26 protein-coding genes and 1 pseudogene are annotated in these 26,535 nt (G+C 43.2%); 25 read left to right on the top strand and 2 right to left on the bottom strand.

Features of this window, described 5'->3' with window-relative positions; all coding sequences use genetic code 11:
* Positions 1 to 140 precede the first annotated feature (140 nt).
* From nusB to B9L23_RS14205, 16 genes and pseudogenes are all read left to right on the top strand, one after another.
* On the top strand, positions 141 to 539 hold the full coding sequence (gene nusB / locus B9L23_RS14280) for a transcription antitermination factor NusB (protein ID WP_041269708.1): 399 nt from the start codon (positions 141 to 143) through the stop codon (positions 537 to 539).
* Between the two features lie 18 nt (positions 540 to 557).
* On the top strand, positions 558 to 1,421 hold the full coding sequence (gene folD / locus B9L23_RS14275) for a bifunctional methylenetetrahydrofolate dehydrogenase/methenyltetrahydrofolate cyclohydrolase FolD (RefSeq protein ID WP_062753215.1): 864 nt from the start codon (positions 558 to 560) through the stop codon (positions 1,419 to 1,421).
* 12 nt (positions 1,422 to 1,433) lie between these two features.
* A complete protein-coding gene (gene xseA, locus B9L23_RS14270) occupies positions 1,434 to 2,795 on the top strand; it encodes an exodeoxyribonuclease VII large subunit (protein WP_171698542.1) in 1,362 nt (453 codons plus the stop codon).
* On the top strand, positions 2,788 to 3,021 hold the full coding sequence (locus B9L23_RS14265; protein WP_062752874.1) for an exodeoxyribonuclease VII small subunit: 234 nt from the start codon (positions 2,788 to 2,790) through the stop codon (positions 3,019 to 3,021). The genes xseA and B9L23_RS14265 overlap by 8 nt, the downstream gene beginning before the upstream one ends.
* Before the next feature lie 2 nt (positions 3,022 to 3,023).
* Entirely contained in the window at positions 3,024 to 3,917 is an 894-nt protein-coding gene (locus B9L23_RS14260; RefSeq protein WP_015864441.1) for a polyprenyl synthetase family protein, read from the top strand.
* 216 nt (positions 3,918 to 4,133) lie between these two features.
* Positions 4,134 to 6,026 (top strand): 1-deoxy-D-xylulose-5-phosphate synthase, encoded by a 1,893-nt coding sequence (gene dxs / locus B9L23_RS14255; protein ID WP_062752872.1) that lies wholly within the window; start codon positions 4,134 to 4,136, stop codon positions 6,024 to 6,026.
* Between the two features lie 3 nt (positions 6,027 to 6,029).
* Positions 6,030 to 6,863, top strand: a complete 834-nt coding sequence (locus tag B9L23_RS14250) for a TlyA family RNA methyltransferase (RefSeq protein WP_062752871.1) — start codon at positions 6,030 to 6,032, stop codon at positions 6,861 to 6,863.
* Between the two features lie 66 nt (positions 6,864 to 6,929).
* Positions 6,930 to 7,379, top strand: coding sequence for a transcriptional regulator AhrC/ArgR (gene ahrC, locus B9L23_RS14245; RefSeq protein WP_015864438.1), 450 nt, complete (start codon positions 6,930 to 6,932; stop codon positions 7,377 to 7,379).
* 19 nt (positions 7,380 to 7,398) lie between these two features.
* Positions 7,399 to 9,120 carry a DNA repair protein RecN gene (recN, locus tag B9L23_RS14240; RefSeq protein ID WP_062752869.1) on the top strand — a complete coding sequence of 574 codons (1,722 nt, stop codon included), beginning with the start codon at positions 7,399 to 7,401 and terminating at the stop codon, positions 9,118 to 9,120.
* Positions 9,121 to 9,245: 125 nt separating this feature from the next.
* Complete coding sequence (gene spoIVB / locus B9L23_RS14235) at positions 9,246 to 10,538, top strand: SpoIVB peptidase (RefSeq protein WP_015864436.1); 1,293 nt, start codon at positions 9,246 to 9,248, stop codon at positions 10,536 to 10,538.
* A gap of 314 nt (positions 10,539 to 10,852) precedes the next feature.
* Positions 10,853 to 11,632, top strand: coding sequence for a sporulation transcription factor Spo0A (gene spo0A / locus B9L23_RS14230; protein WP_089097906.1), 780 nt, complete (start codon positions 10,853 to 10,855; stop codon positions 11,630 to 11,632).
* Positions 11,633 to 11,747: 115 nt separating this feature from the next.
* Positions 11,748 to 12,005, top strand: coding sequence for a tyrosine-type recombinase/integrase (locus B9L23_RS21180; RefSeq protein ID WP_342745098.1), 258 nt, complete (start codon positions 11,748 to 11,750; stop codon positions 12,003 to 12,005).
* A 429-nt stretch (positions 12,006 to 12,434) separates the two neighbouring features.
* Positions 12,435 to 12,677, top strand: a pseudogene (locus B9L23_RS14220) (cytoplasmic protein); the annotation flags it as partial.
* A gap of 200 nt (positions 12,678 to 12,877) precedes the next feature.
* Entirely contained in the window at positions 12,878 to 13,162 is a 285-nt protein-coding gene (locus tag B9L23_RS14215; protein WP_089097905.1) for a hypothetical protein, read from the top strand.
* 511 nt (positions 13,163 to 13,673) lie between these two features.
* Positions 13,674 to 13,943 (top strand): hypothetical protein, encoded by a 270-nt coding sequence (locus B9L23_RS14210; protein ID WP_089097904.1) that lies wholly within the window; start codon positions 13,674 to 13,676, stop codon positions 13,941 to 13,943.
* A 149-nt stretch (positions 13,944 to 14,092) separates the two neighbouring features.
* On the top strand, positions 14,093 to 14,374 hold the full coding sequence (locus B9L23_RS14205; protein WP_089097903.1) for a hypothetical protein: 282 nt from the start codon (positions 14,093 to 14,095) through the stop codon (positions 14,372 to 14,374).
* Positions 14,375 to 14,873: 499 nt separating this feature from the next.
* Here the strand turns inward: B9L23_RS14205 and B9L23_RS14200 are convergent, their stop codons facing one another.
* Entirely contained in the window at positions 14,874 to 15,020 is a 147-nt protein-coding gene (locus tag B9L23_RS14200) for a YycC family protein (RefSeq protein ID WP_015864434.1), read from the bottom strand.
* Between the two features lie 109 nt (positions 15,021 to 15,129).
* Between B9L23_RS14200 and B9L23_RS14195 the strand changes: the two genes are divergently transcribed.
* Positions 15,130 to 15,864: a glycerophosphodiester phosphodiesterase gene (locus tag B9L23_RS14195; protein WP_015864433.1), complete on the top strand. Its 735-nt coding sequence runs from the start codon at positions 15,130 to 15,132 to the stop codon at positions 15,862 to 15,864.
* A gap of 13 nt (positions 15,865 to 15,877) precedes the next feature.
* On the opposite strand, the gene B9L23_RS14190 is transcribed toward B9L23_RS14195, so the two are convergent.
* Complete coding sequence (locus B9L23_RS14190) at positions 15,878 to 16,126, bottom strand: DUF2627 domain-containing protein (RefSeq protein WP_015864432.1); 249 nt, start codon at positions 16,124 to 16,126, stop codon at positions 15,878 to 15,880.
* A gap of 141 nt (positions 16,127 to 16,267) precedes the next feature.
* On the opposite strand from B9L23_RS14190, the gene B9L23_RS14185 reads away from it, so the two are divergent.
* From B9L23_RS14185 to B9L23_RS14150, 8 genes are all read left to right on the top strand, one after another.
* Positions 16,268 to 18,334, top strand: a complete 2,067-nt coding sequence (locus B9L23_RS14185; protein ID WP_062752863.1) for a sigma-54 interaction domain-containing protein — start codon at positions 16,268 to 16,270, stop codon at positions 18,332 to 18,334.
* Positions 18,335 to 18,465: 131 nt separating this feature from the next.
* Positions 18,466 to 19,365, top strand: coding sequence for a phosphate butyryltransferase (yqiS, locus tag B9L23_RS14180; protein ID WP_062752861.1), 900 nt, complete (start codon positions 18,466 to 18,468; stop codon positions 19,363 to 19,365).
* 21 nt (positions 19,366 to 19,386) lie between these two features.
* Positions 19,387 to 20,490 carry a leucine dehydrogenase gene (locus B9L23_RS14175; RefSeq protein WP_089097902.1) on the top strand — a complete coding sequence of 368 codons (1,104 nt, stop codon included), beginning with the start codon at positions 19,387 to 19,389 and terminating at the stop codon, positions 20,488 to 20,490.
* Positions 20,491 to 20,554: 64 nt separating this feature from the next.
* Positions 20,555 to 21,667, top strand: a complete 1,113-nt coding sequence (buk, locus tag B9L23_RS14170; RefSeq protein ID WP_015864428.1) for a butyrate kinase — start codon at positions 20,555 to 20,557, stop codon at positions 21,665 to 21,667.
* Between the two features lie 15 nt (positions 21,668 to 21,682).
* Entirely contained in the window at positions 21,683 to 23,104 is a 1,422-nt protein-coding gene (gene lpdA / locus B9L23_RS14165) for a dihydrolipoyl dehydrogenase (protein WP_089097901.1), read from the top strand.
* 23 nt (positions 23,105 to 23,127) lie between these two features.
* The gene (locus B9L23_RS14160; RefSeq protein ID WP_015864426.1) at positions 23,128 to 24,123 is read left to right on the top strand and encodes a thiamine pyrophosphate-dependent dehydrogenase E1 component subunit alpha; all 996 of its coding nucleotides are present in this window, start codon (positions 23,128 to 23,130) and stop codon (positions 24,121 to 24,123) included.
* A 13-nt stretch (positions 24,124 to 24,136) separates the two neighbouring features.
* Positions 24,137 to 25,120, top strand: a complete 984-nt coding sequence (locus tag B9L23_RS14155; RefSeq protein WP_015864425.1) for an alpha-ketoacid dehydrogenase subunit beta — start codon at positions 24,137 to 24,139, stop codon at positions 25,118 to 25,120.
* 59 nt (positions 25,121 to 25,179) lie between these two features.
* Positions 25,180 to 26,484, top strand: coding sequence for a dihydrolipoamide acetyltransferase family protein (locus tag B9L23_RS14150; protein ID WP_089097900.1), 1,305 nt, complete (start codon positions 25,180 to 25,182; stop codon positions 26,482 to 26,484).
* Positions 26,485 to 26,535 lie beyond the last annotated feature (51 nt).

The following is a 26,535-nucleotide window of genomic DNA, read 5'->3' as shown; positions in this document are numbered from 1 at the left end:
ATTTTGACATAGGAACGATCGGAAAATGAACCGCTAAAAAATGGAGCTAATGATTTGTGTGAATAATAGTATCGTTTATCCGAAAAATATGATATGATCATCATATAAATGTTCGTGTTTGAGGGAAGGAGGCGAAAATGATGAAGCGGCATGAAGCGAGAGAAAAGGCGTTGCAGGCGCTATTTCAAGTTGATGTAGGGCATATACCTCCAGAGGAAGCGCTGCAAAACGTAACAGGTGGCAAAGAGGTCGACCCATTTTTACGTCAGCTTGTCATTGGTGTTACAGAGCATCAAGAAGAAATTGATGCATTGCTGCGCGCTAATCTTGAAAAATGGACGTTAGAGCGTGTTGCCAACGTTGACCGGGCGATTTTGCGGATGGCGACATATGAAATGAAATATGTCGATGATGTTCCGGTTAAAGTGAGTTTAGATGAGGCGGTCGAATTAGCGAAAAAATTTGGCGACACGAAATCAGGCCGTTTTGTAAACGGTGTGCTTTCAAAAGTGAAAGATGCGTTACATATTCAAGAATAGAGAGGGGAAATGGAAACGATGACAGCACAAATCATTAGCGGTGCAGAATTGGCAAAAGAAAAACGGATGCAATTAGCCAAAGAGGTAGAACAGCTTAAACGTGAAGGAATCGAACCAGGATTGGCAGTGATTCTTGTCGGCGATGATCCTGCTTCTCATTCATATGTAAAGGGGAAACAAAAAGCGTGTGCGGAAGTCGGAATTCGTTCTACATTGTTAACATTTCCAGCTACCATTACAGAAGAATTTTTATTGGAGAAAATAAAAGAATTGAACGAAGATCCTTCTGTACACGGCATTTTAGTGCAGCTTCCGCTTCCAAAGCATATTAACGAATTAAAAGTAATTGAAACGATTTCACCTGAAAAAGATGTAGATGGGTTTCATCCTATCAATGTAGGAAGAATGATGGTTGGGCAAAAAGCGTTTCTCCCCTGCACGCCACATGGCATTTTAGTGATGGTAAAGTCCATCGGAGTGGATATCGCTGGAAAACACGTTGTGGTCGTTGGCCGCAGCAATATCGTCGGCAAACCGGTCGGACAATTATTTTTGCGCGAACATGCGACTGTCACGTACTGCCATTCAAAAACAAAAGATTTAGCGTCTATTACGCGCCAAGCAGATATTTTAATTGTTGCTGTAGGCAAAGCTCGTCTTATTGGTGCGGAACATGTGAAACAAGGGGCCATCGTCATTGATGTTGGCGTCAACCGGTTAGAAAACGGAAAACTTTGCGGAGATGTCAACTTTGATGAAGTAAAGGAAGTGGCAAGCTATATCACGCCGGTTCCAAAAGGGGTCGGACCGATGACGATTACAATGTTGCTTCATAACACGATCGAAGCGGCAAAAGAACGTGCGCATCGGGAAGTTCACTAATAAGCGAGGGTTATGCTTGTGGCAGAAGTAAAATATGTAACCGTTGGAGCGTTGACAAAATATATTAAGCGCAAATTTGAAGTAGATCCGCATTTACGCGACTTATGGATCAAAGGGGAAATTTCTAATTTTAAATACCACTCGCGCGGACATATGTATTTTACGTTAAAAGATGAACAGGCCCGCATTCAAGCGGTCATGTTCGCTGGATATAATCAATATTTAAGCTTTCGTCCGGAAGATGGCATGAAAGTGCTCGTTCGCGGCGAAATTTCGGTGTACGAGCCGAGCGGAAACTATCAAATTTATGTGAAAGAAATGCAGCCAGAAGGAATCGGAAATTTATATTTGGCGTACGAACAACTAAAAAAGCGGCTGGAGGCAGAAGGACTGTTTTCGCCAGAGCATAAAAAGCCGATTCCTGCGTTTCCACGCTATATCGGTGTGGTCACTTCCCCGACCGGCGCGGCGATTCGCGATATTATGACGACGATTCGCCGCCGCTACCCAATTGCGACAGTGATTTTATTTCCGACGCTCGTTCAGGGGGAACAAGCTGCAGAATCCATCGTTCGCTCTATTGAAAAAGCAAACGAGCTTGGCTACATCGATGTGCTTATTGTCGGACGTGGAGGCGGTTCGATCGAAGAGTTATGGGCGTTTAATGAAGAAATAGTCGCCCGTGCGATTTTTGCTTCCGAAGTGCCGATTATTTCCGCGGTTGGACACGAAACGGATTTTACGATTGCCGATTTTGTTGCCGATTTGCGCGCCCCAACCCCAACCGGTGCTGCGGAACTGGCGGTGCCGCATATTGCGGAATTGATGGAACGGATTTCACAACGAAAATTGCGGTTAATGCGCGCGATGAAAGAAAAAATAGCGACAGAATCCGATCGTCTTTTGCGCTTGCAAAAATCGTATGCGTTTCGTTATCCAGAAAAACTATATGAACAAAAGGAACAGCAATTAGACTCTTTGCTAGAACGTCTCGAACGTCATACAGAACGGCTTTTTGATAAAAAACGCGAACGGCTCGAGCAGCTTCGCTTGAAATTGTTGCGGCATCACCCGAACGAACAGTTATCAAGAATGAAAGAAAAACACGAATCTCTTACTAAATCATTGGAAAAAGAGATGCGCTCCCATATTCATCATCAACAGCTTCGTTTTACGTCTCTCGTTTCACATTTGCATGCGCTTAGTCCGCTCAAAATTATGGAGAGAGGTTATAGCTTAGTTTATAATGAAAAAAAGGAACTTGTAAAAAGCATTCGCCAGCTTCAACTAGGAGATACGATTCAAGTGCGTTTGCAAGATGGGCAAATTGATTGTCATGTATGGGGAATGGAGGAGAAGCATTTACATGAGTGAGGAAAAAGAGCTTACTTTTGAAGAAGCGATGGCAAAATTAGAAGAAATTGTCGAGAAGTTAGAAGAAGGAAATGTACCGCTTGAACAGGCGATTTCCTTTTTCCAAGAAGGAATGAAGCTTTCCAAACTTTGTCATGATAAATTGCAACATGTGGAAAAACAGATGGAATACATTTTACGAGAGGATGGGCAACTCGCTCCTTTCTCGATTCAGGAGGAGGAATAGCCTTGAACCGGGCGGAGGTAGAGCAATTTTTACAACAACAAAAACAGCGTTTAGAAGAATCGTTGCCGCACTATATTGCAAGGCTGAATGCTCCTGGAACGATTAAACGGGCGATGTCTTATTCGCTGGAGGCAGGCGGGAAGCGCATCCGTCCGCTTCTGTTGTTTGCGACGCTGCATTCGTTTGGAAAAGAACCGGATATCGGGCTTCCAGTTGCGTGTGCTATTGAGATGATTCATACATACTCATTGATCCATGATGATTTGCCAAGTATGGATAACGATGATTTGCGACGAGGGAAACCGACGAATCATAAAGTGTTTGGAGAAGCGATGGCTATTTTAGCGGGAGACGGATTGCTCACTTACGCGTTTCAAGTGATTGCGGAAATGAGTGATGCGCGCATCGTTCCGGCGACAAAGATTCGTTTAATCGAAGAACTGGCAAAAGCGGCTGGACCGGAAGGAATGGTGGCAGGGCAAGTTGCCGATATCGAAGGAGAAGGAAAACAGCTGTCGCTTGAACAGCTGGAATATATCCATCGTCATAAAACAGGGAAAATGCTGCAATACAGCGTATTGGCAGGAGCGTTGCTCGCAGATGCGAAAGACGAGCAGCTGCACCATCTCCATACGTTTGCATCCCATCTCGGTCTCGCTTTTCAAATTCGCGATGACATTCTTGATATCGAAGGCTCAGAAGAAAAGATTGGCAAACGGGTTGGCAGCGATATAGAAAATAAAAAAGTGACATATCCATCGCTTTTAACGATTGCTGGGGCGAAAGAAAAGCTATCTTTTCATATCGCAGAAGCAAAACGTTATTTGCAAAAAGCAGAAATAAATGACAGTGTACTAAGTTATATTTGCGATTTAGTCGCTACGCGCGACCACTAAGGAAACGCTCATTGCTGCTTCTTTGCGAATATGTTATAGTGAAATAATAGAGAGTTTTTTCTTGCATGCCGTTATCACAGTTGTGTTAGCGGCTCTTTTTTCTCTTTTTAACGGAAATCGATTTTTTATGTTTAATCATGTATAATAATAACTAACTTCTGTATTATATCAGCTATAACAAAAGCGAACGATAAAAACGAAAGCGAGTGATCTCGTTTGGATGTTACCAAAATTAAAAATCCGCGCTTTTTAAAAAATATGTCAACAAAGCAGTTAATCGAATTAAGTGCTGATATTCGCAAATTTTTAATTGAAAAGCTGTCGAAAACAGGCGGGCATATCGGCCCAAATTTGGGCGTTGTCGAACTGACCATTGCGCTTCATAAAGTGTTTGATAGTCCGAAAGATAAGTTGATTTGGGATGTCGGCCACCAATCATACGTCCATAAAATTTTGACGGGGCGTGCATCCGAATTTGATACATTACGTCAATATAAAGGTTTATCGGGATTCCCAAAGAGAAGCGAAAGCGAACATGACGTGTGGGAAACCGGTCATAGTTCTACATCCTTATCTGCGGCGATGGGGATGGCAATTGCCCGCGATTTAAAAGGAACGGATGAATACATCGTTCCGATTATTGGCGACGGAGCATTAACAGGCGGCATGGCGCTTGAAGCATTAAATCATATCGGACATGAGAAAAAAGATATCATCGTCGTTTTAAACGATAACGAAATGTCCATTGCTCCAAACGTTGGCGCGCTCCATAATGTGTTAGGACGGTTGCGGACAGCGGGCAAATATCAATGGGTGAAAGACGAGCTGGAATTTTTATTAAAAAGAATTCCAGCTGTTGGCGGAAAGTTAGCGGCAACGGCAGAGCGCATTAAAGATAGCTTAAAATATTTGCTTGTTTCAGGCGTTTTTTTTGAAGAATTAGGGTTTACGTATCTCGGTCCTGTTGACGGACATAATTTTGACGATTTGTTTGAGAATTTGCATTATGCCAAAAAAATAAAAGGTCCTGTACTTCTTCACGTTATTACGAAAAAAGGAAAGGGATATAGTCCGGCGGAAAATGATAAAGTCGGAACATGGCATGGTACCGGACCATACAAAATTGAAACAGGTGATTTTCTAAAACCGGTGGATACTGCTCCATCATGGAGCGAACTTGTTAGCGAGACGGTGCGAAAATTAGCTCGCACAGATAAACGGATTGTCGCAATCACACCGGCAATGCCAGTCGGATCAAAATTAGAAGGATTTGCAAGCGAATTTCCTGACCGAATGTTCGATGTCGGAATTGCAGAACAACATGCAACAACGCTTGCTGCGGGGCTTGCGACGCAAGGAATGAAGCCATTTTTAGCAATTTACTCGACGTTTTTGCAGCGGGCGTATGATCAAGTTGTTCATGATGTTTGCCGGCAAAATTTAAACGTTTTTTTCGCCATTGATCGAGCAGGGCTAGTCGGCGCGGACGGTGAAACACACCAAGGTGTGTTTGATATCGCCTTTTTGCGCCACGTTCCGAACCTTGTCATTATGATGCCAAAGGACGAAAACGAAGGGCAGCATATGGTGTATACGGCGATTCAATATGATGACGGACCAATCGCGCTTCGCTTTCCGCGCGGCAACGGACTTGGCGTCAAGCTCGATGAAGAATTGAAGAAAATTCCGATAGGAACGTGGGAAGTATTGCGCGAAGGCCGAGATTTAGCGATTTTAACGTTTGGCACTACGATTTCCATGGCATTAGAGGCCGCAGAGAAGCTTGCTAAAGATAATATTTCTGTAAAAGTAGTGAACGCTCGTTTTATTAAACCGATGGATGAGAAAATGTTGCATGATTTGTTAGAAAGCAATATCCCAATTTTAACGATTGAAGAAGCGGTGTTGCAAGGCGGCTTTGGCAGCGCTGTTTTGGAGTTTGCCCACGACCATGGCTATCATCAAGCGGTGATTAACCGAATGGGCATTCCTGACCGCTTCATTGAACACGGCAGTGTCAAAGAGTTGTTAAATGAAATTGGTTTAACGACAGCACATATTATTGATCGTGTAAAAACCATTATACCAAGAAAACAAAAAAGGGCATGAGAGATGAAAGGGAAAAAAGAACGTCTGGATGTATTGCTTGTTCAACGAGGTTTAATAGAGACGCGTGAAAAAGCAAAACGCGCGATTATGGCTGGGCTTGTGTATTCGAATGAAATTCGATTAGACAAGCCTGGAGAAAAGGTGCCTGCAGATATCCCGCTAACGATAAAAGGAGACGTGCTTCCGTATGTAAGCCGCGGAGGATTGAAGCTGGAAAAAGCGTTGCGCACGTTTGATGTCAGTGTCCAAGATAAAATTATTTTAGATATCGGGGCATCTACGGGAGGATTTACAGATTGCGCGTTGCAGCATGGGGCAAAATTATCATACGCGGTTGACGTCGGCTATAACCAACTCGCATGGAAATTACGCCAAGATGATCGTGTTGTTGTGATGGAACGGACGAATTTCCGCTACGTCACGCCTGATTATTTTACGAAAGGGCTTCCACAATTTGCGACGATCGATGTCTCATTTATTTCATTGAAACTAATATTGCCTGTATTAAAGACCGTGCTTGTCCCTGAAAGCGATGTGATCGCTTTAGTCAAACCGCAATTCGAAGCCGGCAAAGAAAAAGTCGGCAAAAAAGGCATCGTTCGCGACCCGAACGTGCATGAAGAAGTGTTAACGTCCATTATCGACTTTGCGCTTTGCGAAGGATTTGATGTCATGAACTTATCGTATTCCCCGATTACCGGCGGGGACGGGAATATCGAATTTTTGCTTCATCTTCGCTTCCAAGGCGGCAAAGAAATGGGTGAAAACTTCTTATCGCAATCGGTAAGCGCGGTAGTGAAAGAAGCTCATTTGCAGCTGAAAAGCAATTCTACTTAAGAAAGGGAATAACGGACATGGTTATTCCCGTTTTTACCGTGAATTTACTTGTGAGAGGTGTCGAATTTGAATAAAGGACAAAGGCATATTAAAATTCGCGAAATTATTATGAGCCACGACATAGAAACACAAGATGAGCTCGTTGATATGCTTAAGAAAGCAGGGTTTAATGTCACGCAGGCGACGGTGTCAAGAGACATTAAAGAAATGCAGCTTGTCAAGGTGCCGATGGCAAATGGCCGTTATAAATATAGCCTTCCTTCCGATCAGCGTTTCAATCCTGTTCAAAAATTAAAACGCGCTTTAATGGATGTGTTTATCAAGCTTGATGGTGCTGGCAATTTGCTCGTTTTAAAAACATTGCCAGGCAATGCGCATGCCATTGGTGTTTTGCTTGATAATTTAGACTGGAACGAAATCGTTGGAACGATTTGTGGAGATGACACTTGTCTTATTATTTGTCGAACAGCGGAAGATGCCGAGAAGGTTTCCAAACAATTATTAGAAATGCTTTAAATGAAGGTGGTGATTCCACTTGTTAGCGGAATTATCCATAAAAAATTTTGCGATTATTGAATCATTGTCCATTTCGTTTGAAAAAGGACTGACGGTGTTAACTGGGGAAACGGGAGCGGGAAAGTCGATTATTATTGATGCGATCCATCTGCTGATCGGAGGACGGGGTTCGGCAGAATTTGTCCGCTACGGAGAAGACAAGGCGGAAATAGAAGGACTTTTTTTACTAGATAATGAAAACCATCCATGTTATGACAAATGTGCCGAAGTCGGCATTGACATTAGCGAAGGCATGGTTGTTTTGCGCCGTGAAATTTTCGCAACTGGAAAAAGCGTATGCCGCGTAAACGGAAAATTAGTGACGACGGCTATATTGCGCGATATCGGTTCTACGCTTGTCGATATTCATGGGCAACATGAACATCAAGAATTAATGAATCCATCTCGGCATCTTCCGCTACTTGATGAATACGGCGGGGCGGAAATTGCGGAGGCTCTTGAGGAATATCGCGCCGTTTATGAGAAGTATGAACAATTGCGGAAGAAACTAAAAAAGCTAAATGAAAATGAGCAGCAAATGGCGCATCGCCTTGATTTATTAACATTTCAGCTAGATGAAATTCAAAAAGCGAATTTACAGCCAAACGAAGATGAACAGTTGATGGAAGAAAAAGTAAAAATTATGAACTTCCAAAAGATTTACGAAGCGCTTAAACATAGTTATGAGGCATTATCCGGCGAGCAGCGCGGTCTTGACTGGATTGGTTTGGCAATGAGCCATTTAGATGATGTCGCTTCTATTGACCCGGCATTAAAAGAAGCGTATGAAACGATTGCGAATAGTTATTATTTATTGGAGGATATTACGTATAAATTACGCGATGAACTCGAACAATTGGAATATGATCCAGCCCGCCTTGATTTTATTGAAAGCCGCCTTAGTGAAATCAATCAATTAAAACGAAAATACGGATCGACCATCGAAGATATTTTGCAATATGCAGAAAAAATTACAGAAGAAATCGATACGATTCAACATCGCGAAACCCATATTCACGAACTGCAAAAAGAATTGAAATCGGTGACGGAAGATTTATTAATCGAAGCGAAAAATGTGACGAATGTTCGCAAAAAGTACGCGAAAACATTAATTAACCATATTCATCAAGAATTAAAAGAGCTGTATATGGAAAAAACACAATTTGATATCGTATTTACGAAACGAGAAGGATCGCTTGATGCACCGCTGCTTGATGGTGTACCAGTGAAATTTCATGAAGATGGTGTCGATGATGTGGAATTTTATATTTCCACAAACGTTGGCGAACCGTTAAAACCGTTAGCGAAAATTGCCTCTGGCGGGGAATTGTCGCGCATCATGCTTGCATTAAAAAGCATATTTTCCAAACATCAAGGAGTTACATCGATTATTTTTGATGAAGTCGATACGGGGGTTAGCGGCCGGGTTGCACAGGCGATTGCCGAAAAAATTTACCGCATCTCCATCGATTCGCAAGTGCTTTGCATTTCCCACCTGCCGCAAGTAGCGGCGATGGCTGATACGCATTTGTTTATTGCGAAAGAAACAGATGGAAGCCGCACAAGAACGTCAGTCAAAGAATTATCGGACGAAGAAAAAGTAAAGGAAATCGGCCGGATGATTTCTGGTGTAGAAATTACAGAACTGACGAAAAAACATGCAAAAGAGTTGCTTGAGCTAGCAACAAAAATCAAAGGATGAAACGCTATCCATTATGGGTAGCTTTTTTTATGGGGAAAACGATTATATTTCCACTGTTTAAGGCAAAATTAAAACTGTAGCCGCTTTTTGGAGGGTGTAGGTGGGAGCGAGGAGAGTGACAAAGATTGAATACAGAGGCAATCCGAAAAATAATGGGGGTTTTTCTCCTTGTTTCGTTCATCATGATCGGTATGTCGAAACCGGTTAAAGAATATTTTCAAATTCCAAAACAAATCGTGATGTTTGAAGGTGAAGCGATGCGATTTTCTACTGCAGCGCTTCCAGTCCAAGCAACGGTGAAAGACGCTCCCAAATCGATAGAAGTTCACAAACATGCTGATTCGTTTTCCGTAAAAGCAAAACAAAGTGGAGAAAAGAAAATGGTATTAGAAGTTGCCGGAATGCCGGTAAAACAGGTAGATGTAAACGTTTTGCCGACTTTGAAAGTCATCCCTGGAGGGCAATCCATTGGTGTTAAGTTAAATACAGTAGGAGTTCTTGTGGTTGGCTACCATCTCGTCGAAACAGAAAAAGGAAAAAAATCACCAGGCGAAATTGCTGGGATTAAAGTAGGAGATATTATTACAAGGATTAATGGCAAAAAAATTGAAAAGATGAGTGACCTTTCTCCTTTTATTGAGGAAGCAGGAAAAACAGGAAAACCGCTACATCTTCAAGTTCTTCGCGACAAACACTCTTTTACGACGAAATTAGTTCCGTTAAAGGATAAACATGATCATGCTTACCGCGTTGGATTATACATTCGGGATTCTGCCGCTGGTATCGGGACGATGACGTTTTATGACCCTGTTTCCAAAAAATATGGAGCACTAGGTCATGTCATTTCCGATATGGATACGAAAAAACCGATTGTTGTTCAAAATGGCCAAATTATGAGATCAACTGTGACATCAATTGAAAAAGGAAGCAGCGGCAGTCCTGGCGAAAAATTAGCACGGTTTTCCGATGAGGAAGAAGTGATTGGGAATATTACGAATAACAGCCCGTTTGGCATTTTCGGAAAGTTGACGGAACCGGTAGACAATGGAATTATGAATAAACCAATTCCAATTGCGTTATCGAACCAAGTAAAAGAAGGCCCAGCAAAAATGTTAACCGTTGTGGAAAACGATAAAGTCGAGCAATTTGATATTGAAATTGTAAGCACTATTCCACAAAAATTCCCAGCAACAAAGGGACTGGTCATTCGTGTTACGGATCCGCGCTTATTAAAAAAGACGGGTGGCATCGTTCAAGGAATGAGCGGAAGTCCAATTATTCAAGATGGGAAATTAGTTGGCGCAGTTACTCACGTATTTGTCAATGATCCGACATCTGGCTATGGCGTCCATATCGAATGGATGTTAAATGAAGCAGGAATTGATGTATATGGAAAATCAAATAAAAAGGCGAGCTGACATGTAGCTCGCCTTTTCCAATTTTTTATGTAAAAAATTTCGTGAAAAACGTCAATAAATTCAGCGTTTTTGCATAGATATTTGGTGAAACATCATATAAAATGAATGTGTAAAGATTTTTCGACAAAAATGAGGCAATATTCATATTAAAATTGTCCAATCAACTCAACTTTTGTTATAATTTTATAAATTATTTGTTTTTTTAGCATTTTTGAAAAAAGTAAAAGGATTTTTCATCATATTGTCGAATTGTCTTAATGGAATTTTCTACATAGTGAAAATAAATAAATTGGGAAGTAAGGAGGAAGATTTTCTTGAAAATTAAAGTATGTATCGCAGATGATAATCGTGAATTAGTGAGCTTGCTGGAAGAGTATATTTCCAGCCAAAACGATATGGAAGTGATCGGGACTGCCTATAATGGGCAAGATTGCTTATATATGCTTGAGGAAAAACAGCCGGACATTTTGCTGCTAGACATTATTATGCCGCATTTAGATGGGTTGGCTGTATTGGAAAAAATCCGCACAAAGCTGGAAAAACAACCAAACGTGATTATGTTAACGGCATTTGGCCAAGAAGACGTGACGAAGAAAGCGGTTGAACTTGGCGCCTCCTACTTTATTTTAAAACCGTTTGACATGGAAAATTTAGTACATCATATCCGCCAAGTGTATGGAAAAACAACACCAATGGTGAAAAAAGCATCGTCTTCCTACCAAGCACGGGATAACAAGCCGAAAAACTTGGATGCAAGCATTACGAGCATTATTCATGAAATTGGCGTTCCGGCGCATATTAAAGGATATTTATATTTACGTGAAGCGATCGCGATGGTATATAACGATATCGAATTGCTCGGTTCAATTACGAAAGTGCTTTACCCAGACATTGCGAAAAAATACAACACAACCGCCAGCCGTGTAGAGCGGGCGATCCGCCATGCGATTGAAGTTGCTTGGAGCCGCGGCAACATTGAATCGATTTCTTCCTTATTCGGCTACACGGTCAGCATGTCCAAAGCCAAACCGACAAACAGCGAATTCATCGCGATGGTGGCGGATAAGTTAAGATTGGAACATAAAGCTTCTTAAGAGGTTGATGAATAAGGATTTAGCTGTAAAGGCAAAGCCAACTAATTCTGATAAACTGAACTAAAAACTCGGATTTTAAACCAATAAACTTTTTCCATCTCACCCAATAAATCGAATGATTTATTGGGTATTTCTTTTTATTGAGATGGAGAGGTTAAATCATGAAGATGTGTATTTTTCACAGGTAATGGCGAGGAAATTAAAGTATTACATACGATTTAAGGACAGATATACAGATACAGAACTGTTGTTTCCAACCACAAGGAACACTCAGCTTACTATACAGTCATTTGAAAAGCAACTAAGACAAGCGGGAGAGCGGATAGGATTGTCTATTCATCCACATCAAATACGAAACAATTTTGCAAGGTAGTATTTGCTAAATGGTGGCGACTTTTATACGTTGAGCAGAATATTAGGCCACAGTTCTGTTAAAGTAGCGGAACAGGCTTATATGGATTTAACAAGTGAGGAAATTGCAAAGAAGTATCAACAGCATAGTCCTTTGGCTAAATGGAAAATAAGATAATATTAATGTTTAGGTAAAGAAGCGGAAATGCCGCTTCTTTTTCTGTTTACGCTCACCTAAATTTTATTTTAAATGAAAAAAGAGGGGAATGTTTAGTTTTACCAATGTGAGTTAGTAAAACCATTTTTACGTGTTTTTTTGAAGGTTATGTGGAATTTTATGTTAATATATTTGTAGAGGTTATTCAATTAATAGGCAGTTTAGTCTAATAAAGGAAAGGATAATCCAAGAGAAAACACAATACAGGCATAGGGAAAGGGATGGGATATAGTGATGGAAAAGCACTTTAAAGAAGCACATCGTTTTAGCAGTCATAATAGAAAAGATTTAGAAAAGGATACGATATGTGGTTGCTTTTATTGTTTGGAAATTTTTAGTCCTACTGAAATTACGGAGTGGAGGGATAACGAAGACACAGCAGTTTGTCCTTATTGTGGACTTGATTCTGTTATAGGGGAGAGTTCAGGATTTCCAATTACAAGAACGTTTTTAGAAGGAATGCATGAAAAATGGTTTTGGCAGGCATGCTTGTTAATGAATATCAACTCAAATAAAATTCATTCGTTGGAGAGTTGTCATCGCTCTTCTTTGTTGTTTTATTGAGGTAAAGGGCAGGTTAGTGGAAGAAGGATTTTAGTGATATTTCCTTTTTAGTTTTTTGAACAGAAAAAGGTTTTCCTTCGTCTATTTTATAAATGAGTATTAGGGGGATAAAAATGAAAACGTTAATTTTAGTTCCATTAATTTTGATGGTAAGCATCGCTTTATTTGGTTGTAGTAATTCAGACAATGAACAAATGGAGAAGAAATTAACAGTAAAAAGGGAGCAGTTTGAACAGAAAGTCATAATCAGAGATTCTGTAAATGACCCGCTTCCGCCAGAAGCGAAGAATATTCAAACAATGCCAACTCAAAAGGAACCGCAACAAATTCCAAATGCAAACTTAAATAACCCAATTGTAATTACGAAAATGCCTTATTCTGAAAAGAAAAGACCTTGATTAGCCTCTTATACTCCTAAAGAGGCCTTTTATTTATCCTGCCAACGGGTGTTGCGATGTTTAAATAAGGCATCGTCTCTTTTATTCGACCCCATGGAAGAACGAATGAACTTCCATCATCTGTGATGAAGCTTGCTTCATGGTTGGCTAAACGGGGGCAATAAGTACAAAAAAGCTACATTATCATCATAAGATGTCTTTAGTTTATAGAAAAGGGTGAAAATGTAGATGAAGAAAGTAATTCTTTCATAGTAAGTTACCTCATAGATACTGGATTCCCCTTCGGTACTTTGTGGTTGGCATGGCTTCTTTTTTTTCGTTGTTGGTGTCATCCTATCTATTACGTTTTTAGTCCGTTATAGAAGTGAATCCAATGTTAACCTGTTTTTATCTCTTGCTGTTCTATTAAGTGTCTTAGTTCTTTAGGTGTCTGGAGTTTTTATTATTATTTAGCTCGTATTATGGGAGAATAAGCACACAAATTTTGCAATACTGATTATTAGGGGAGAAGATGAAAAAATATTTAGGGATTATTTCATTCGTTTTAATTATATCGGTGATTGTTTTTTGGGGGATAACTTTAGCATCAATCATTAATCTCGAAGTGTCAACGTTTCGTGCTTTAATGATAACGGGAATTATTTTATCTTTGCTTTTCGCTATACTTAGCGAAAAAGGATTTTGGAAAAGAATATCTATAGTTCTTGGCATTTTGGTTGGTTTATTTTACTTTTTTGGAATTGAAGTAATGAGGATTTTGTTGCAAGGGAACGGTTTTTAAGCCGAAATTAATGGATCAGTTAGTTGAAGAAGACATATAAAAGAACCAAAAAACGGGTCTTTTTTGGTGAAATATCAACAATAATGTTTAAACAGATCCTTATGATAAGTGAAAGGGAAAAATCTGTCTTGATGATGAGGAGATGTTTAATGGAATTTATTTATAATAACCTTTTTGGTACGACAACAATACTTGGTATATTGTTCTTATTAGCTATTACGTTGAAAAAAAGAATATTTTCAATATTTATTTCTCTAATAGTTATCTTATTGGGTATCTCTTTTTTTCTTTACGGATTAAATATAGTTAAAGGATTTGGAGGAATGGGAGCTTCTTTAGTCGGTTTGATTTTCACAGGTATTGGACTAATTCTTTTCCTTGCCTCTATTTTGGTTATTTTTTTTGAAGAAAGAAGAAAGGAATCTTCTTAGAACCTAACTTTTTGCCTCTAAATATACACATATACAACAATCCTTCTTGAGCTAACGGATGCATTAGTTCAATTAACCGCTCTTATCATCTTATCATGGGCGGTTTTTCTTTTGATCGAAAATCAACAATTAACATAATAGAGCCTTTAGAAAAAGGATAATAGCATAGATTGTTGAACTCTGTAAGATAGGGGGTGGATATATGTTACAAAAGTGGTGTTATGTCAAGAAAACGGACACGTTAAACAGAGAGAAAGGCACTTGCTTATGCAGCTGCTTTTTCTCTCGTTAGCGCTTTATCTTATTAGACATCTCGAATGTATATTTATAATCTTATAATCCCCCTGTTCTCCGTATCTATTTTTATGTTCGTAACATTGGAAGGAAGTCACCGGCACGCAAATATCGCTAACAATAATAATATAGGATCGAAGCAATACTATTTCAAATCCTTGGCATGCCGGCATTTCCTATTATAGACAAGGGCTTATTAAAAACCTTATTGTTGTTCACTTTGCTTTTTTTCTAATTCGAGCAATTTTTGGATTAAAATATGTTGAGGCATATGCATAATCTGCTCGATGGGCATTCCTAACGCTTTCGCTAATTTTTGCGCTGTTTCTAAGGAAATTTGCAATGGTCTCATCTTATCACCTCGCTTATTTATCAAACAGTATAGCAAATTTTTTGGTTTTCTCGCATATATTTTGATGATCGTTTTTGTATTGGATCGACAGAAGGGAGTAAACAAACGTATGACAAAAATTTTCGCGCACCGCGGTTCCGCCGGCACACATCCGGAAAATACGATGATCGCTTTTTATGAAGCAGAACGAGTCGGAGCGGACGGGATTGAATTGGATGTGCAACTGTCCAAAGATGGGCAAATTGTTGTTATTCATGACGAAACGATCGACCGAACGACAGATGGAACTGGCTGGGTAAAAGATTTTACGTATCGGGAATTGCAGCAATTTAACGCTGTATATAAATTTGCCGATCAATATGATGTTTGCCGCATCCCTCTATTAGAGGAAGTGCTGGCATGGATTTGCTCGACGACGCTATTGTTGAATATTGAGTTAAAAAACAGTTTGATTGCGTATGAAACATTAGAGCAAAAAGTCATCGATATGATCCGGCATTATGGCCTAGAAGATCGCATTATTTTATCGTCTTTTAATCATAATAGTATGGCGCTTTGTCGCAGTCTTGCGCCAAATATAGAAACGGCTTTATTATATATGGAGTCTTTATACGATCCGTGGAAATATGTTCGAGTGATGAGAGCGGATGGGTTGCACCCTTATCATCGAACGGTGACGGAGCCGTTTGTTCGCCAAGCTCGTCATTATCAAATTGCCATCCGTCCATTTACGATTAATCAAGAGCCACTAATGGAAAAAATGTTCCAATACGGAGTGGATGCCATTTTTACTGATTATCCGCGCAATGCGAAGAATATTCGGGAAAATAAAAAAACGCCCTAAGCGCGAGAACCGTTTAAGGCGTTTTTTTCTTTTTTTGAAATCGTGGTTGGACTTTATTTCGTTTTCGGTCACGATGTAAAATAAACCCCCCGATAAAAGACAAGCCAGCTGCAAACAAAAGAAAGCCGCCCAAAAATTGCAGTGAAAGGGACGGAAATGGAGAATGCAAAATACCAAATAGTGTATCACGCATCCATTTAATGCCTAGTGCGGCTAACAAACCAGGAATGACTAAAATGAGCAGAGCGATGATCCGTACCATTATGATCATGATCCTTTCACAGAGAAAAAGTTGTTTCATCCCTCATCATAACGGTTCCGTTTTATTTGTCAAGCAAAGAAAAAATAATTATGATAAAAATACCTGCAAAAACTTGCACATTGAAAAGAGCGGTGAATAAAAATGAAAAAGGTATTGATTATTGGAGCTGGAAATGGAGGCACAGCACTATTAAAGCTGCTGGAAAAAACAACAATGTTTCAAATTGTCGCAGTAGTTGATATCAATGAGAAAGCTTGCGGTATAAAACTTGCGAAAGAAATGAATATTGCTACTGGAACCGACTGGCGTGCTTTTACGAGTGAAGAAATTGACCTTATTATTGAAGCGACAGGAAAACAGGAAGTGTTGGATGAGATCCGCAAACATTGTTCGCCGAATACGATTGTCGTGCCAGGGACAGTTGCTCATATAATGGCCGAACTTGTCGAAGAAAAAGAAATGTTGATTGCGAAACTGAAAAGCGAAACAACAAGGCGCGGTTTGATTTTTAATTCTGCGCATGACGGAATGATTGTCGTTGACGAGTTTGCTTATATTACGGATATCAATAACAGCGCCGCGGAAATGATTGAAGTGGATAAAGAGGAAGTCATCGGAAAACACATTTTAGAAGTCATTCCAACGAGCGGCCTGCCGCGAGTGTTAAAAACAAAACAAACAGAATTTCATCAAGAATTAAAATTAGAAAATGGCAAAAAAATCATTACAACGAGAATTCCAATGATTGATGAAACGGGTAAACTGTTCGGTGCATTAGCTGTTTTTAAAGATATTACGGAATTAGTAAAGCTAGCAGAGGAAATTACCGACTTGAAAGAAATGCGCATGATGTTGGAGGCGATTATTCATTCTTCAGAGGAAGCTATTTCCGTTGTTGATGAGCATGGAAACGGCATTTTAATTAATCCCGCTTATACGCGCATTACCGGCCTGACGGAAGAAGAAGTAATCGGCAAGCCGGCGACCGCCGATATCGCCGAAGGGGAAAGCATGCATATGCAAGTGCTCAAAACGCGACGGCCCGTCCGCGGGGTGCGCATGAAAGTCGGGCCGAAAAACCGCGACGTGGTCGTGAATGTAGCGCCGATTATTGTCGATGGAGTGCTGAAAGGCAGCGTCGGGGTGATTCATGACGTATCCGAGATCCAGCGGCTGACAGCGGAGCTTAATCGGGCAAGGCAAATTATCCGTACCCTCGAAGCGAAATATTCGTTTGCCGATATTATCGGTACGTCAGAGGGAATAAAGGTAGCAATTGAACAAGCGAAAGTAGCCGCAAAAACGCCGGTGACGATATTGCTGCGTGGCGAATCCGGCACAGGAAAGGAATTATTTGCTCACGCGATTCATAATGCAAGTGATAGAAAATATAACAAATTTATCCGTGTCAATTGTGCGGCCATTCCTGAAACACTATTAGAGAGCGAGCTGTTTGGTTATGAAGAAGGGGCATTTTCCGGGGCAAAGCGCGGCGGCAAACGCGGCTTGTTTGAAGAAGCGAACAACGGAAGCATTTTCCTCGATGAAATCGGTGAGCTTTCTGCGAATACGCAGGCGAAACTGCTTCGCGTTTTGCAAGAAGGGGAAATCGTCCGCGTCGGAGGCACGAAGCCAATCCCGATTAACGTCCGTGTCATTGCCGCCACGAATGTCAACTTGGAAAAAGCAATCGCAGAAGGAACGTTTCGTGAAGACTTATACTACCGGTTAAATCGCATGCCAATTTATATTCCTCCATTGCGGGCGAGAAAAGAAGATATACCTGCACTATGCCAGCATTTAATTCAAAAACTTAATCAAGACTACGGACGCAATGTCGAAGGAGTCACTTCGGCCGCGCTTGACCTCCTGCTTGCTTACGATTGGCCGGGAAATGTTCGCGAATTGGAAAATGTATTAGGCCGGGCGATGATTTTTATGAAGTTTAATGAAGTGATGATCGATGTTCATCATATTCCGCCCCTTGATATTTCGCGAGCCGATTCTTCTCCCCATAAAAATGAGAAGGAGACGGAAATCCGTCCGCTTGAGGAGATGGTGGAGCAATATGAAGCAAGCATCATCAAGCAGGCGCTGCGAAAATACAACAACAATAAAACGGCGACAGCGCGGGCGCTGGGCATTTCGATTCGCAATTTATATTACAAGTTGGAGAAATATAATATTGACAAAAATAGCATGCAATAATTTGCACACCATGCAAATTATTGCTTATAATCAACGAAAAATAAAGCGCTTTCAAGTTTTTGGGGTTGGCACGTTTTTTGCATACTAATAAAGGTGCCTCCACAAATTTCATAAAGAGGTTGGTGCATAAGATGAAGCTGCAATCGTTGATCGATCATGCAACCAAATATACCGATATGACGGTAGCCGTCGCGGCAGCGGAAGATGAAGAAGTAATTGATGCCGTAACGATGGCGATCGATCGCCATTTCGGAAAGTTTGTGTTGTATGGAGACCGTGAACAAATTGTGCAACTGTTGAGGCGAAAAGGCTATGAGAATTCCAGACATATTGAAATCGTCCATGCCAATTCCACTGTGCAAGCCGCTGAGCTGGCGGTAAAAGCCGTTCACTTCAATGAGGCAAATGTCTTGATGAAAGGGAACATCCCGACCGCTACGCTTTTAAAAGCGGTGTTAAACAAAGAGTATGGTTTGCGCACGGGAAAGGTGCTTTCCCATGTCGCGGTATTTGAAGTTGCCGGCTATGACCGTTTCATTATTGTGACGGATGCCGCGATGAATATTTCACCTGATTTAGAACAAAAAGCGCAGATTGTGGCGAATGCCGTTGCCGTAGCCCGGTCAATTGGCATTGACGTGCCGAAAGTGGCGCCGCTTGCGGCGGTGGAAGTAGTCAACCCAGCGATGCCGGCTACCGTTGATGCGGCAGCGCTGACCACGATGCAAAAACGCGGACAAATAAAAGATTGCATCATTGATGGACCGCTTGCCCTCGACAATGCTGTTTCGGCTATAGCGGCGGAGCATAAGCGCATTGACAGCGAAGTGGCGGGAAGGGCAGATATTTTGCTTGTTCCTGACATTGAAGCGGGAAACATGCTATATAAGTCACTTGTTTATTTTGCCAATGCCAAAGTCGGGGCCGTCATCGCTGGGGCGAAGGCACCGATTGTCCTTACATCACGCGCCGATTCGGCGGAAAGCAAATTATATTCGTTAGCGCTCGCGGTTTGTTCCGCGTCCAAATAAACCATTAGGGAGGAAGTTATCATGGAACTGTTTAAATACATGGAAAAATACGATTATGAACAATTGCTGTTTTGCCAAGATAAAGAATCGGGATTGAAAGCGATCATCGCTATTCACGATACAACGCTCGGGCCGGCATTAGGCGGCACGCGCATGTGGATGTATGAATCGGAAGAAGCGGCGATTGAAGATGCGCTTCGTTTAGCGCGCGGCATGACCTACAAAAACGCTGCAGCTGGACTCAATCTTGGCGGCGGGAAAACCGTCATTATCGGCGACCCTCGCAAAGACAAAAATGAAGCGATGTTTCGCGCGTTTGGACGTTTTATCCAAGGATTAAACGGCCGCTATATTACAGCGGAAGATGTCGGTACAACGGTGGAAGACATGGATATTATTTATCAAGAAACAGATTATGTCACAGGAATTTCACCTGAATTTGGCTCTTCCGGAAATCCATCTCCCGCAACCGCCTATGGTGTTTATCGCGGTATGAAAGCGGCGGCAAAAGAAGCGTTTGGCAGCGATTCATTAGAGGGAAAAGTCGTTGCTGTGCAAGGGGTCGGCAATGTCGCCTATCATTTATGCCGTCATCTTCATGAAGAAGGGGCGCAACTTATTGTTACTGACATTAACAAAGAAGCGGTGCAGCGCGCCGTTGAAGAATTTGGCGCCAAAGCGGTAGATCCGAACGATATTTACGGCGTCGATTGCGACATTTTTGCTCCATGTGCGCTTGGCGGGATTATTAACGACCAAACGATTCCGCAATTAAAAGCGAAAGTCATTGCCGGTTCGGCGAACAACCAGCTAAAAGAGGCAAGACATGGCGATATCATTCATGAAATGGGCATCGTGTACGCGCCAGATTATGTCATCAATGCCGGCGGCGTCATTAACGTTGCCGATGAGTTGTACGGCTACAATCGCGAGCGTGCAATGAAAAAAATCGAACAAATTTACGACAATATCGAAAAAGTATTTGCGATTGCCAAACGTGATGGTATTCCAACATATAAAGCGGCAGACCGCCTTGCGGAGGAACGGATTGAAACGATGCGCAAGTCCCGCAGCCAATTTTTACAAAACGGCCATCACATTTTAAGTCGACGTCGCGGTCGTTAATTACAACACATGGAGGCGGGAGAATGATTCCCGCTTCCATGGTCAGAAATGGAGGTTACAAACGTTGCAAGAGCAGAAGTTTCGCATTTTAACCATTAATCCTGGATCGACCTCGACAAAAATTGGTGTGTTTGAAGATGAACGCTCCATTTTTGAAAAAACGATTCGCCATGACGCGGAAACGCTGCAGCGCTATCCATCGATTATTGATCAATATGAGTTTCGTAAACAAACGATTTTAGACGCGCTTGATGAAGAAGGCATCAATCTTTCCAAATTAAGCGCTGTTTGCGGCCGCGGCGGACTTTTGCGCCCGATTGAAGGCGGAACGTACCGCGTCAATGAGCAAATGCTGGAGGATTTGAAAAAAGGCTATTCTGGGCAGCACGCTTCCAATCTTGGCGGCATTTTGGCGCATGAAATTGCTTCGGCGCTAAATATCCCCGCGTTTATTGTTGACCCTGTTGTTGTCGATGAACTGGAACCAATTGCCCGCATTTCGGGATTTGCGCTGATTGAACGAAGAAGCATTTTTCATGCGCTAAACCAAAAGGCGGTAGCACGCCGTGTCGCCAAGCAGCTTGGCAAACCATATGAAGAACTGAACCTGATTGTCGCTCATATGGGCGGCGGGATTACCGTCGGCGCTCATAAAAAAGGTCGAGTGGTGGATGTGAATAACGGTTTGGACGGGGAAGGACCGTTCAGCCCAGAGCGAGCCGGTACGGTGCCTGCGGGAGATCTCGTTTCGCTATGTTTCTCGGGAGAGTATTATCGTGATGAGGTAATGAGCATGCTCGTTGGAAAAGGCGGGTTAGTCGGTTACCTTGGCACGAATGATGCCGTGAAAGTCGAAAAAATGATCGAAGCGGGAGATGAAAAAGCAAAGCTTATCTATAGCGCAATGGCCTATCAAGTGGCGAAAGAAATTGGTGCAGCAAGCGCCGTATTGGCGGGAAAAGTCGACGCGATTATTTTAACAGGAGGACTTGCATACGGAAAACAATTTGTGAAAGAAATTATTGATCGTGTGAACTGGATTGCCGATGTGTTTGTCCACCCGGGTGAAAACGAGTTGCAAGCGCTTGCGGAAGGGGCGTTGCGCGTGTTGCGCGGCGAAGAAAAAGACAAAGTATATCCGAGCGGGAATGTGGCACACACAACCGTTTTGCGATAGAAAGGAGAAAACGATATGGCAAAAGAATATGATCTTGTCATCCTTGGCGGCGGCACCGGAGGATATGTGGCAGCGATTCGCGCTTCCCAGCTAGGGCTAAAAACAGCCGTTGTGGAAAAAGGCAAGCTGGGCGGAACGTGTCTGCATGCCGGCTGCATTCCAAGCAAGGCGCTGCTGCGAAGCGCGGAAGTATACGCACAAACGAAAAACAGCGAAACGTTCGGAGTCATGGCAAGCGATGTACGCCTTGACTTCGCCAAAGTGCAGGCGCGCAAAGCAGCCATTATCGAACAGCTCCATAAAGGCGTTCAGCACTTAATGAAAAAAGGAAAAATTGACGTTTATGCCGGAACTGGGCGCATTTTAGGCCCATCCATTTTCTCGCCGATGCCGGGGACGATTTCCGTGGAAATGAATGACGGTTCGGAAAACGAGATGCTCGTGCCGAAAAATGTTATCATCGCCACAGGTTCGCGTCCGCGGACGCTGCCAGGCCTTGACATTGACGGCAAATTGGTCATGACATCCGATGAAGCGCTGCAAATGGAAACACTTCCTTCTTCCATTATTATCGTCGGCGGCGGTGTCATTGGCATTGAATGGGCATCGATGCTGAATGATTTTGGGGTGGAAGTGACGGTATTGGAATACGCGGAGCGAATTTTGCCAACCGAAGACCGCGACGTATCCAAGGAAGTAGAAAAGCTTCTTAAGCGCCGCGGCATTACGATTGTCACAGGGGCAAAAGTCTTGCCGGAAACGTTGGAAAAAGGAAATGGTGTGACGATTAAAGCGGAATATAACGGCGAGCAAAAAACGTTTACCGCCGAAAAAATGCTCGTTTCCGTCGGCCGCCAGGCAAACATTGAAGGAATCGGCTTAGAAAATACCGATATTGTCGTCGAAAAGGGATTTATTCAAACGAACGAGTTTTACCAAACGAAAGAATCGCATATTTATGCGATTGGCGATGTCATCGGCGGCTTGCAGCTAGCACATGTAGCATCCCATGAAGGCATCGTTGCTGTCGAGCATATTGCCGGCCAAAATCCATCACCGATCGACTATACCATGATTTCGAAATGCGTCTACAGCCGTCCGGAAGTCGCAAGCGTCGGCTTAACGGAAGAAGAAGCGAAAGCAAAAGGATATGATGTCAAAGTCGGAAAATTCCCGTTTAAAGCGATCGGCAAAGCGCTCGTGTTTGGCGAAGCGGAAGGATTCGTGAAAATCGTAGCCGATCAAAAAACGAACGACTTGCTTGGCGTTCATATGGTAGGACCTCACGTTACCGATATGATTTCCGAAGCGGGACTCGCTCGCGTGCTGGATGCGACGCCGTGGGAAGTCGCGCATACGATTCATCCGCATCCAACGTTATCAGAAGCGATGGCAGAAGCGGCGCTTGCCGTGGATGGAAAAGCGATTCATTTTTAAGCGAATAAAGGGAGGTTGTTTCGATGGCTGAAAATCGTCACCAAGCGCTAGGCTTAAGCGATGAAACGGTATTGCAAATGTATGAAACGATGTTGTTGGCTCGTAAAATCGACGAGCGTATGTGGTTATTAAACCGCGCTGGAAAAATTCCGTTCGTTATCTCCTGCCAAGGGCAGGAAGCGGCGCAAGTCGGCGCGGCGTTTGCCCTTGATCGTACGAAAGATTATGTTTTGCCTTACTACCGTGATATGGGCGTTGTTTTAACATTCGGGATGACGCCGACGGAATTAATGCTTTCCGCGTTTGCGAAAGCGGAAGATCCAAACTCCGGCGGCCGGCAAATGCCAGGCCACTTCGGGAAAAAGAAAAATCGCATCGTAACCGGCTCATCTCCAGTAACGACGCAAGTGCCGCATGCGGTTGGCATTGCGCTGGCGGCAAAAATGGAGAAGAAAGATTTTATCGCGTTTGTCACGTTTGGGGAAGGTTCATCAAACCAAGGCGATTTCCATGAAGGAGCGAACTTTGCCGGCGTGCATAAATTGCCTGTTATTTTCATGTGCGAAAATAACAAATACGCGATTTCTGTGCCAATTTCAAAACAATTGGCGTGCGAAAAAGTATCGGACCGCGCCATCGGTTACGGTATGCCGGGCTATACGGTAGACGGAAACGATCCGCTTGAAGTGTACAAAGTCGTGAAAGAGGCAGCTGATCGTGCCCGCCGCGGTGAAGGACCGACATTGATTGAAACGGTTTCCTATCGTTTAACCTCGCATTCTTCCGACGACGATCAACGCGCATACCGGTCCGAAGAAGAATTAGAAGAAGCGCGTGCCAAAGACCCGATTATTTCGTTTGCGAAATATTTAAAAGAAGCCGGTGTGTTAACAGACGAACTAGAAAAAGAAATTCATGACCGCGTCATGAAACAGGTGGACGAAGCGACCGATTATGCGGAAAAGGCGCCATACGCGGAACCAGAACATGCCTTAAAGTACGTATATGCAGAGAAGTAAGGGGGAATGGACGATGCCAGTGATTTCCTATATTGATGCTGTGACGATGGCGATTCGCGAGGAAATGGAACGCGACCCGCGCGTCTTCGTATTAGGAGAAGATGTTGGAAAAAAGGGCGGGGTGTTTAAAGCGACACAAGGATTGTATGAACAGTTCGGCGAAGAACGTGTCATTGATACTCCGTTATCTGAATCTGCGATCGTTGGGGTCGGAATCGGTGCGGCGATGTACGGATTGCGCCCAATTGCTGAAATTCAATTTGCTGATTTCATCATGCCTGCGGTCAACCAAATTATTTCGGAAGCGGCGCGGATTCGCTACCGCTCCAATAATGACTGGAACTGTCCGATCGTCATCCGTGCTCCATACGGCGGCGGCGTTCACGGCGCCTTATACCATTCGCAATCAGTGGAAGCGATTTTTGCGAACCAGCCAGGTTTAAAAATTGTCATGCCATCGACACCATATGATGTAAAAGGGTTATTAAAAGCGGCGATTCGCGATGAAGACCCGGTGCTTTTCTTTGAACATAAGCGCGCGTATCGTCTGATTAAAGGAGAAGTGCCGGAAGGAGATTATGTATTGCCAATCGGCAAAGCAGACGTTAAACGCGAGGGCGACGATATTACCGTTATTACGTATGGATTATGTGTTCATTTTGCGCTGCAAGCGGCAGAACGGGTAGCGCAAGATGGCATTTCCGCGCACATCCTTGATTTGCGTACGGTATATCCGCTAGATAAAGAAGCGATTATCGAAGCGGCAAGCAAAACAGGAAAAGTGCTGCTGATTACGGAAGATAACAAAGAAGGAAGCGTCATGAGCGAAGTGGCCGCCATTATCGCCGAACATTGCTTGTTTGATTTAGACGCGCCAATTATGCGCCTTGCCGGCCCGGACGTCCCGGCGATGCCATACGCACCGACGATGGAAAAATTCTTTATGGTGAACCCGGACAAGGTCGAAAAGGCAATGCGCGAGCTAGCGGCGTTTTAAGCAGACGGATTTTTGCGATTCAAAATGCAGATTTGAACGGAGATAGGAGGTTATCCCACGTGGCAATTGAACAACTTACCATGCCCCAGCTCGGGGAAAGCGTCACCGAAGGAACGATCAGCAAATGGCTTGTATCTGTCGGCGACAAAGTAAACAAATACGATCCGATCGCCGAAGTCATGACAGATAAAGTGAATGCGGAAATTCCTTCGTCATTTACGGGCGTGATCAAAGAAATTATCGCGAATGAAGGAGAAACGCTACCGGTTGGCGCCGTGATTTGTACGATCGAAGTGGAAGGCGAAGGAACAGCAACGGAAGCGAAACAAGAGGAAGCACCGAAAGCAGAAGAGACAAAAGGAGCAGCTGCTCAAGCGCCAAAAAAAGCGGATCGGGCCAATAAAGGCCGCTATTCGCCAGCTGTTCTTCGCCTCGCTCAAGAACATAATATTGATTTAGAGCAAGTGCAAGGAACGGGACTGGGAGGACGGATTACGCGCAAAGATTTGTTAAAGCTCATCGAATCTGGAAATATTCCGAAAGCCGGTGGGCAGTCGGCCGCTTCGTCCCAGCCTGCACCGCAGCCAACACCAGTGCAAGAAGCGCCGAAAGCAGAACCCGCAGCTGTTCCAAAACAGGCGGCGACAAGCGTTCCTGTTCATGCAGGCGACATCGAAATTCCAGTCACCCCTGTGCGCAAAGCGATCGCCACGAACATGCTTCGCAGCAAACACGAAGCGCCGCACGCATGGACGATGGTCGAAGTCGATGTGACGAACTTAGTGGCATACCGCGACTCGATCAAAGACGAATTCAAAAAACGCGAAGGCTTCAATTTAACATATTTTGCCTTTTTCGTCAAAGCGGTCGCGCAAGCATTGAAAGAATTCCCACAGATCAACTCGATGTGGGCAGGCGACAAAATTGTCCAGAAAAAAGACATCAACATCTCGATCGCAGTGGCGACAGATGATGCGTTATTTGTTCCAGTCATTAAGCACGCCGACGAAAAATCGATCAAAGGCATCGCACGCGAAATCGCCGAGCTAGCCGCAAAGGCGCGCGCTGGCAAACTTCGCCCGGAAGATATGCAAGGCGGCACGTTTACGGTGAACAACACCGGTTCCTTCGGCTCCGTGCAATCGATGGGCATTATCAACTATCCGCAAGCGGCGATTTTGCAAGTGGAGTCGATCGTCAAACGCCCGGTTGTCAAAGACGGCATGATTGCCATCCGCGATATGGTCAACTTATGTCTATCCCTTGACCACCGCGTTTTGGACGGCTTAATCTGCGGCCGCTTCCTTGCGCGCGTCAAAGAAATTTTAGAAAACATATCCAAAGATAATACGCCGATTTATTAATAGGAAAACCTCACCACAGCTTCGTATGTGGTGGGGTTTTTCGTGTTATAA

The sequence above is a fragment of the Parageobacillus galactosidasius genome (assembly GCF_002217735.1).
GTDB lineage: Bacteria > Bacillota > Bacilli > Bacillales > Anoxybacillaceae > Parageobacillus_B > Parageobacillus_B toebii.
The sequence above is the reverse complement of the archived record's forward strand: the minus strand, read 5'-3'. Positions and strand labels throughout refer to the sequence as shown.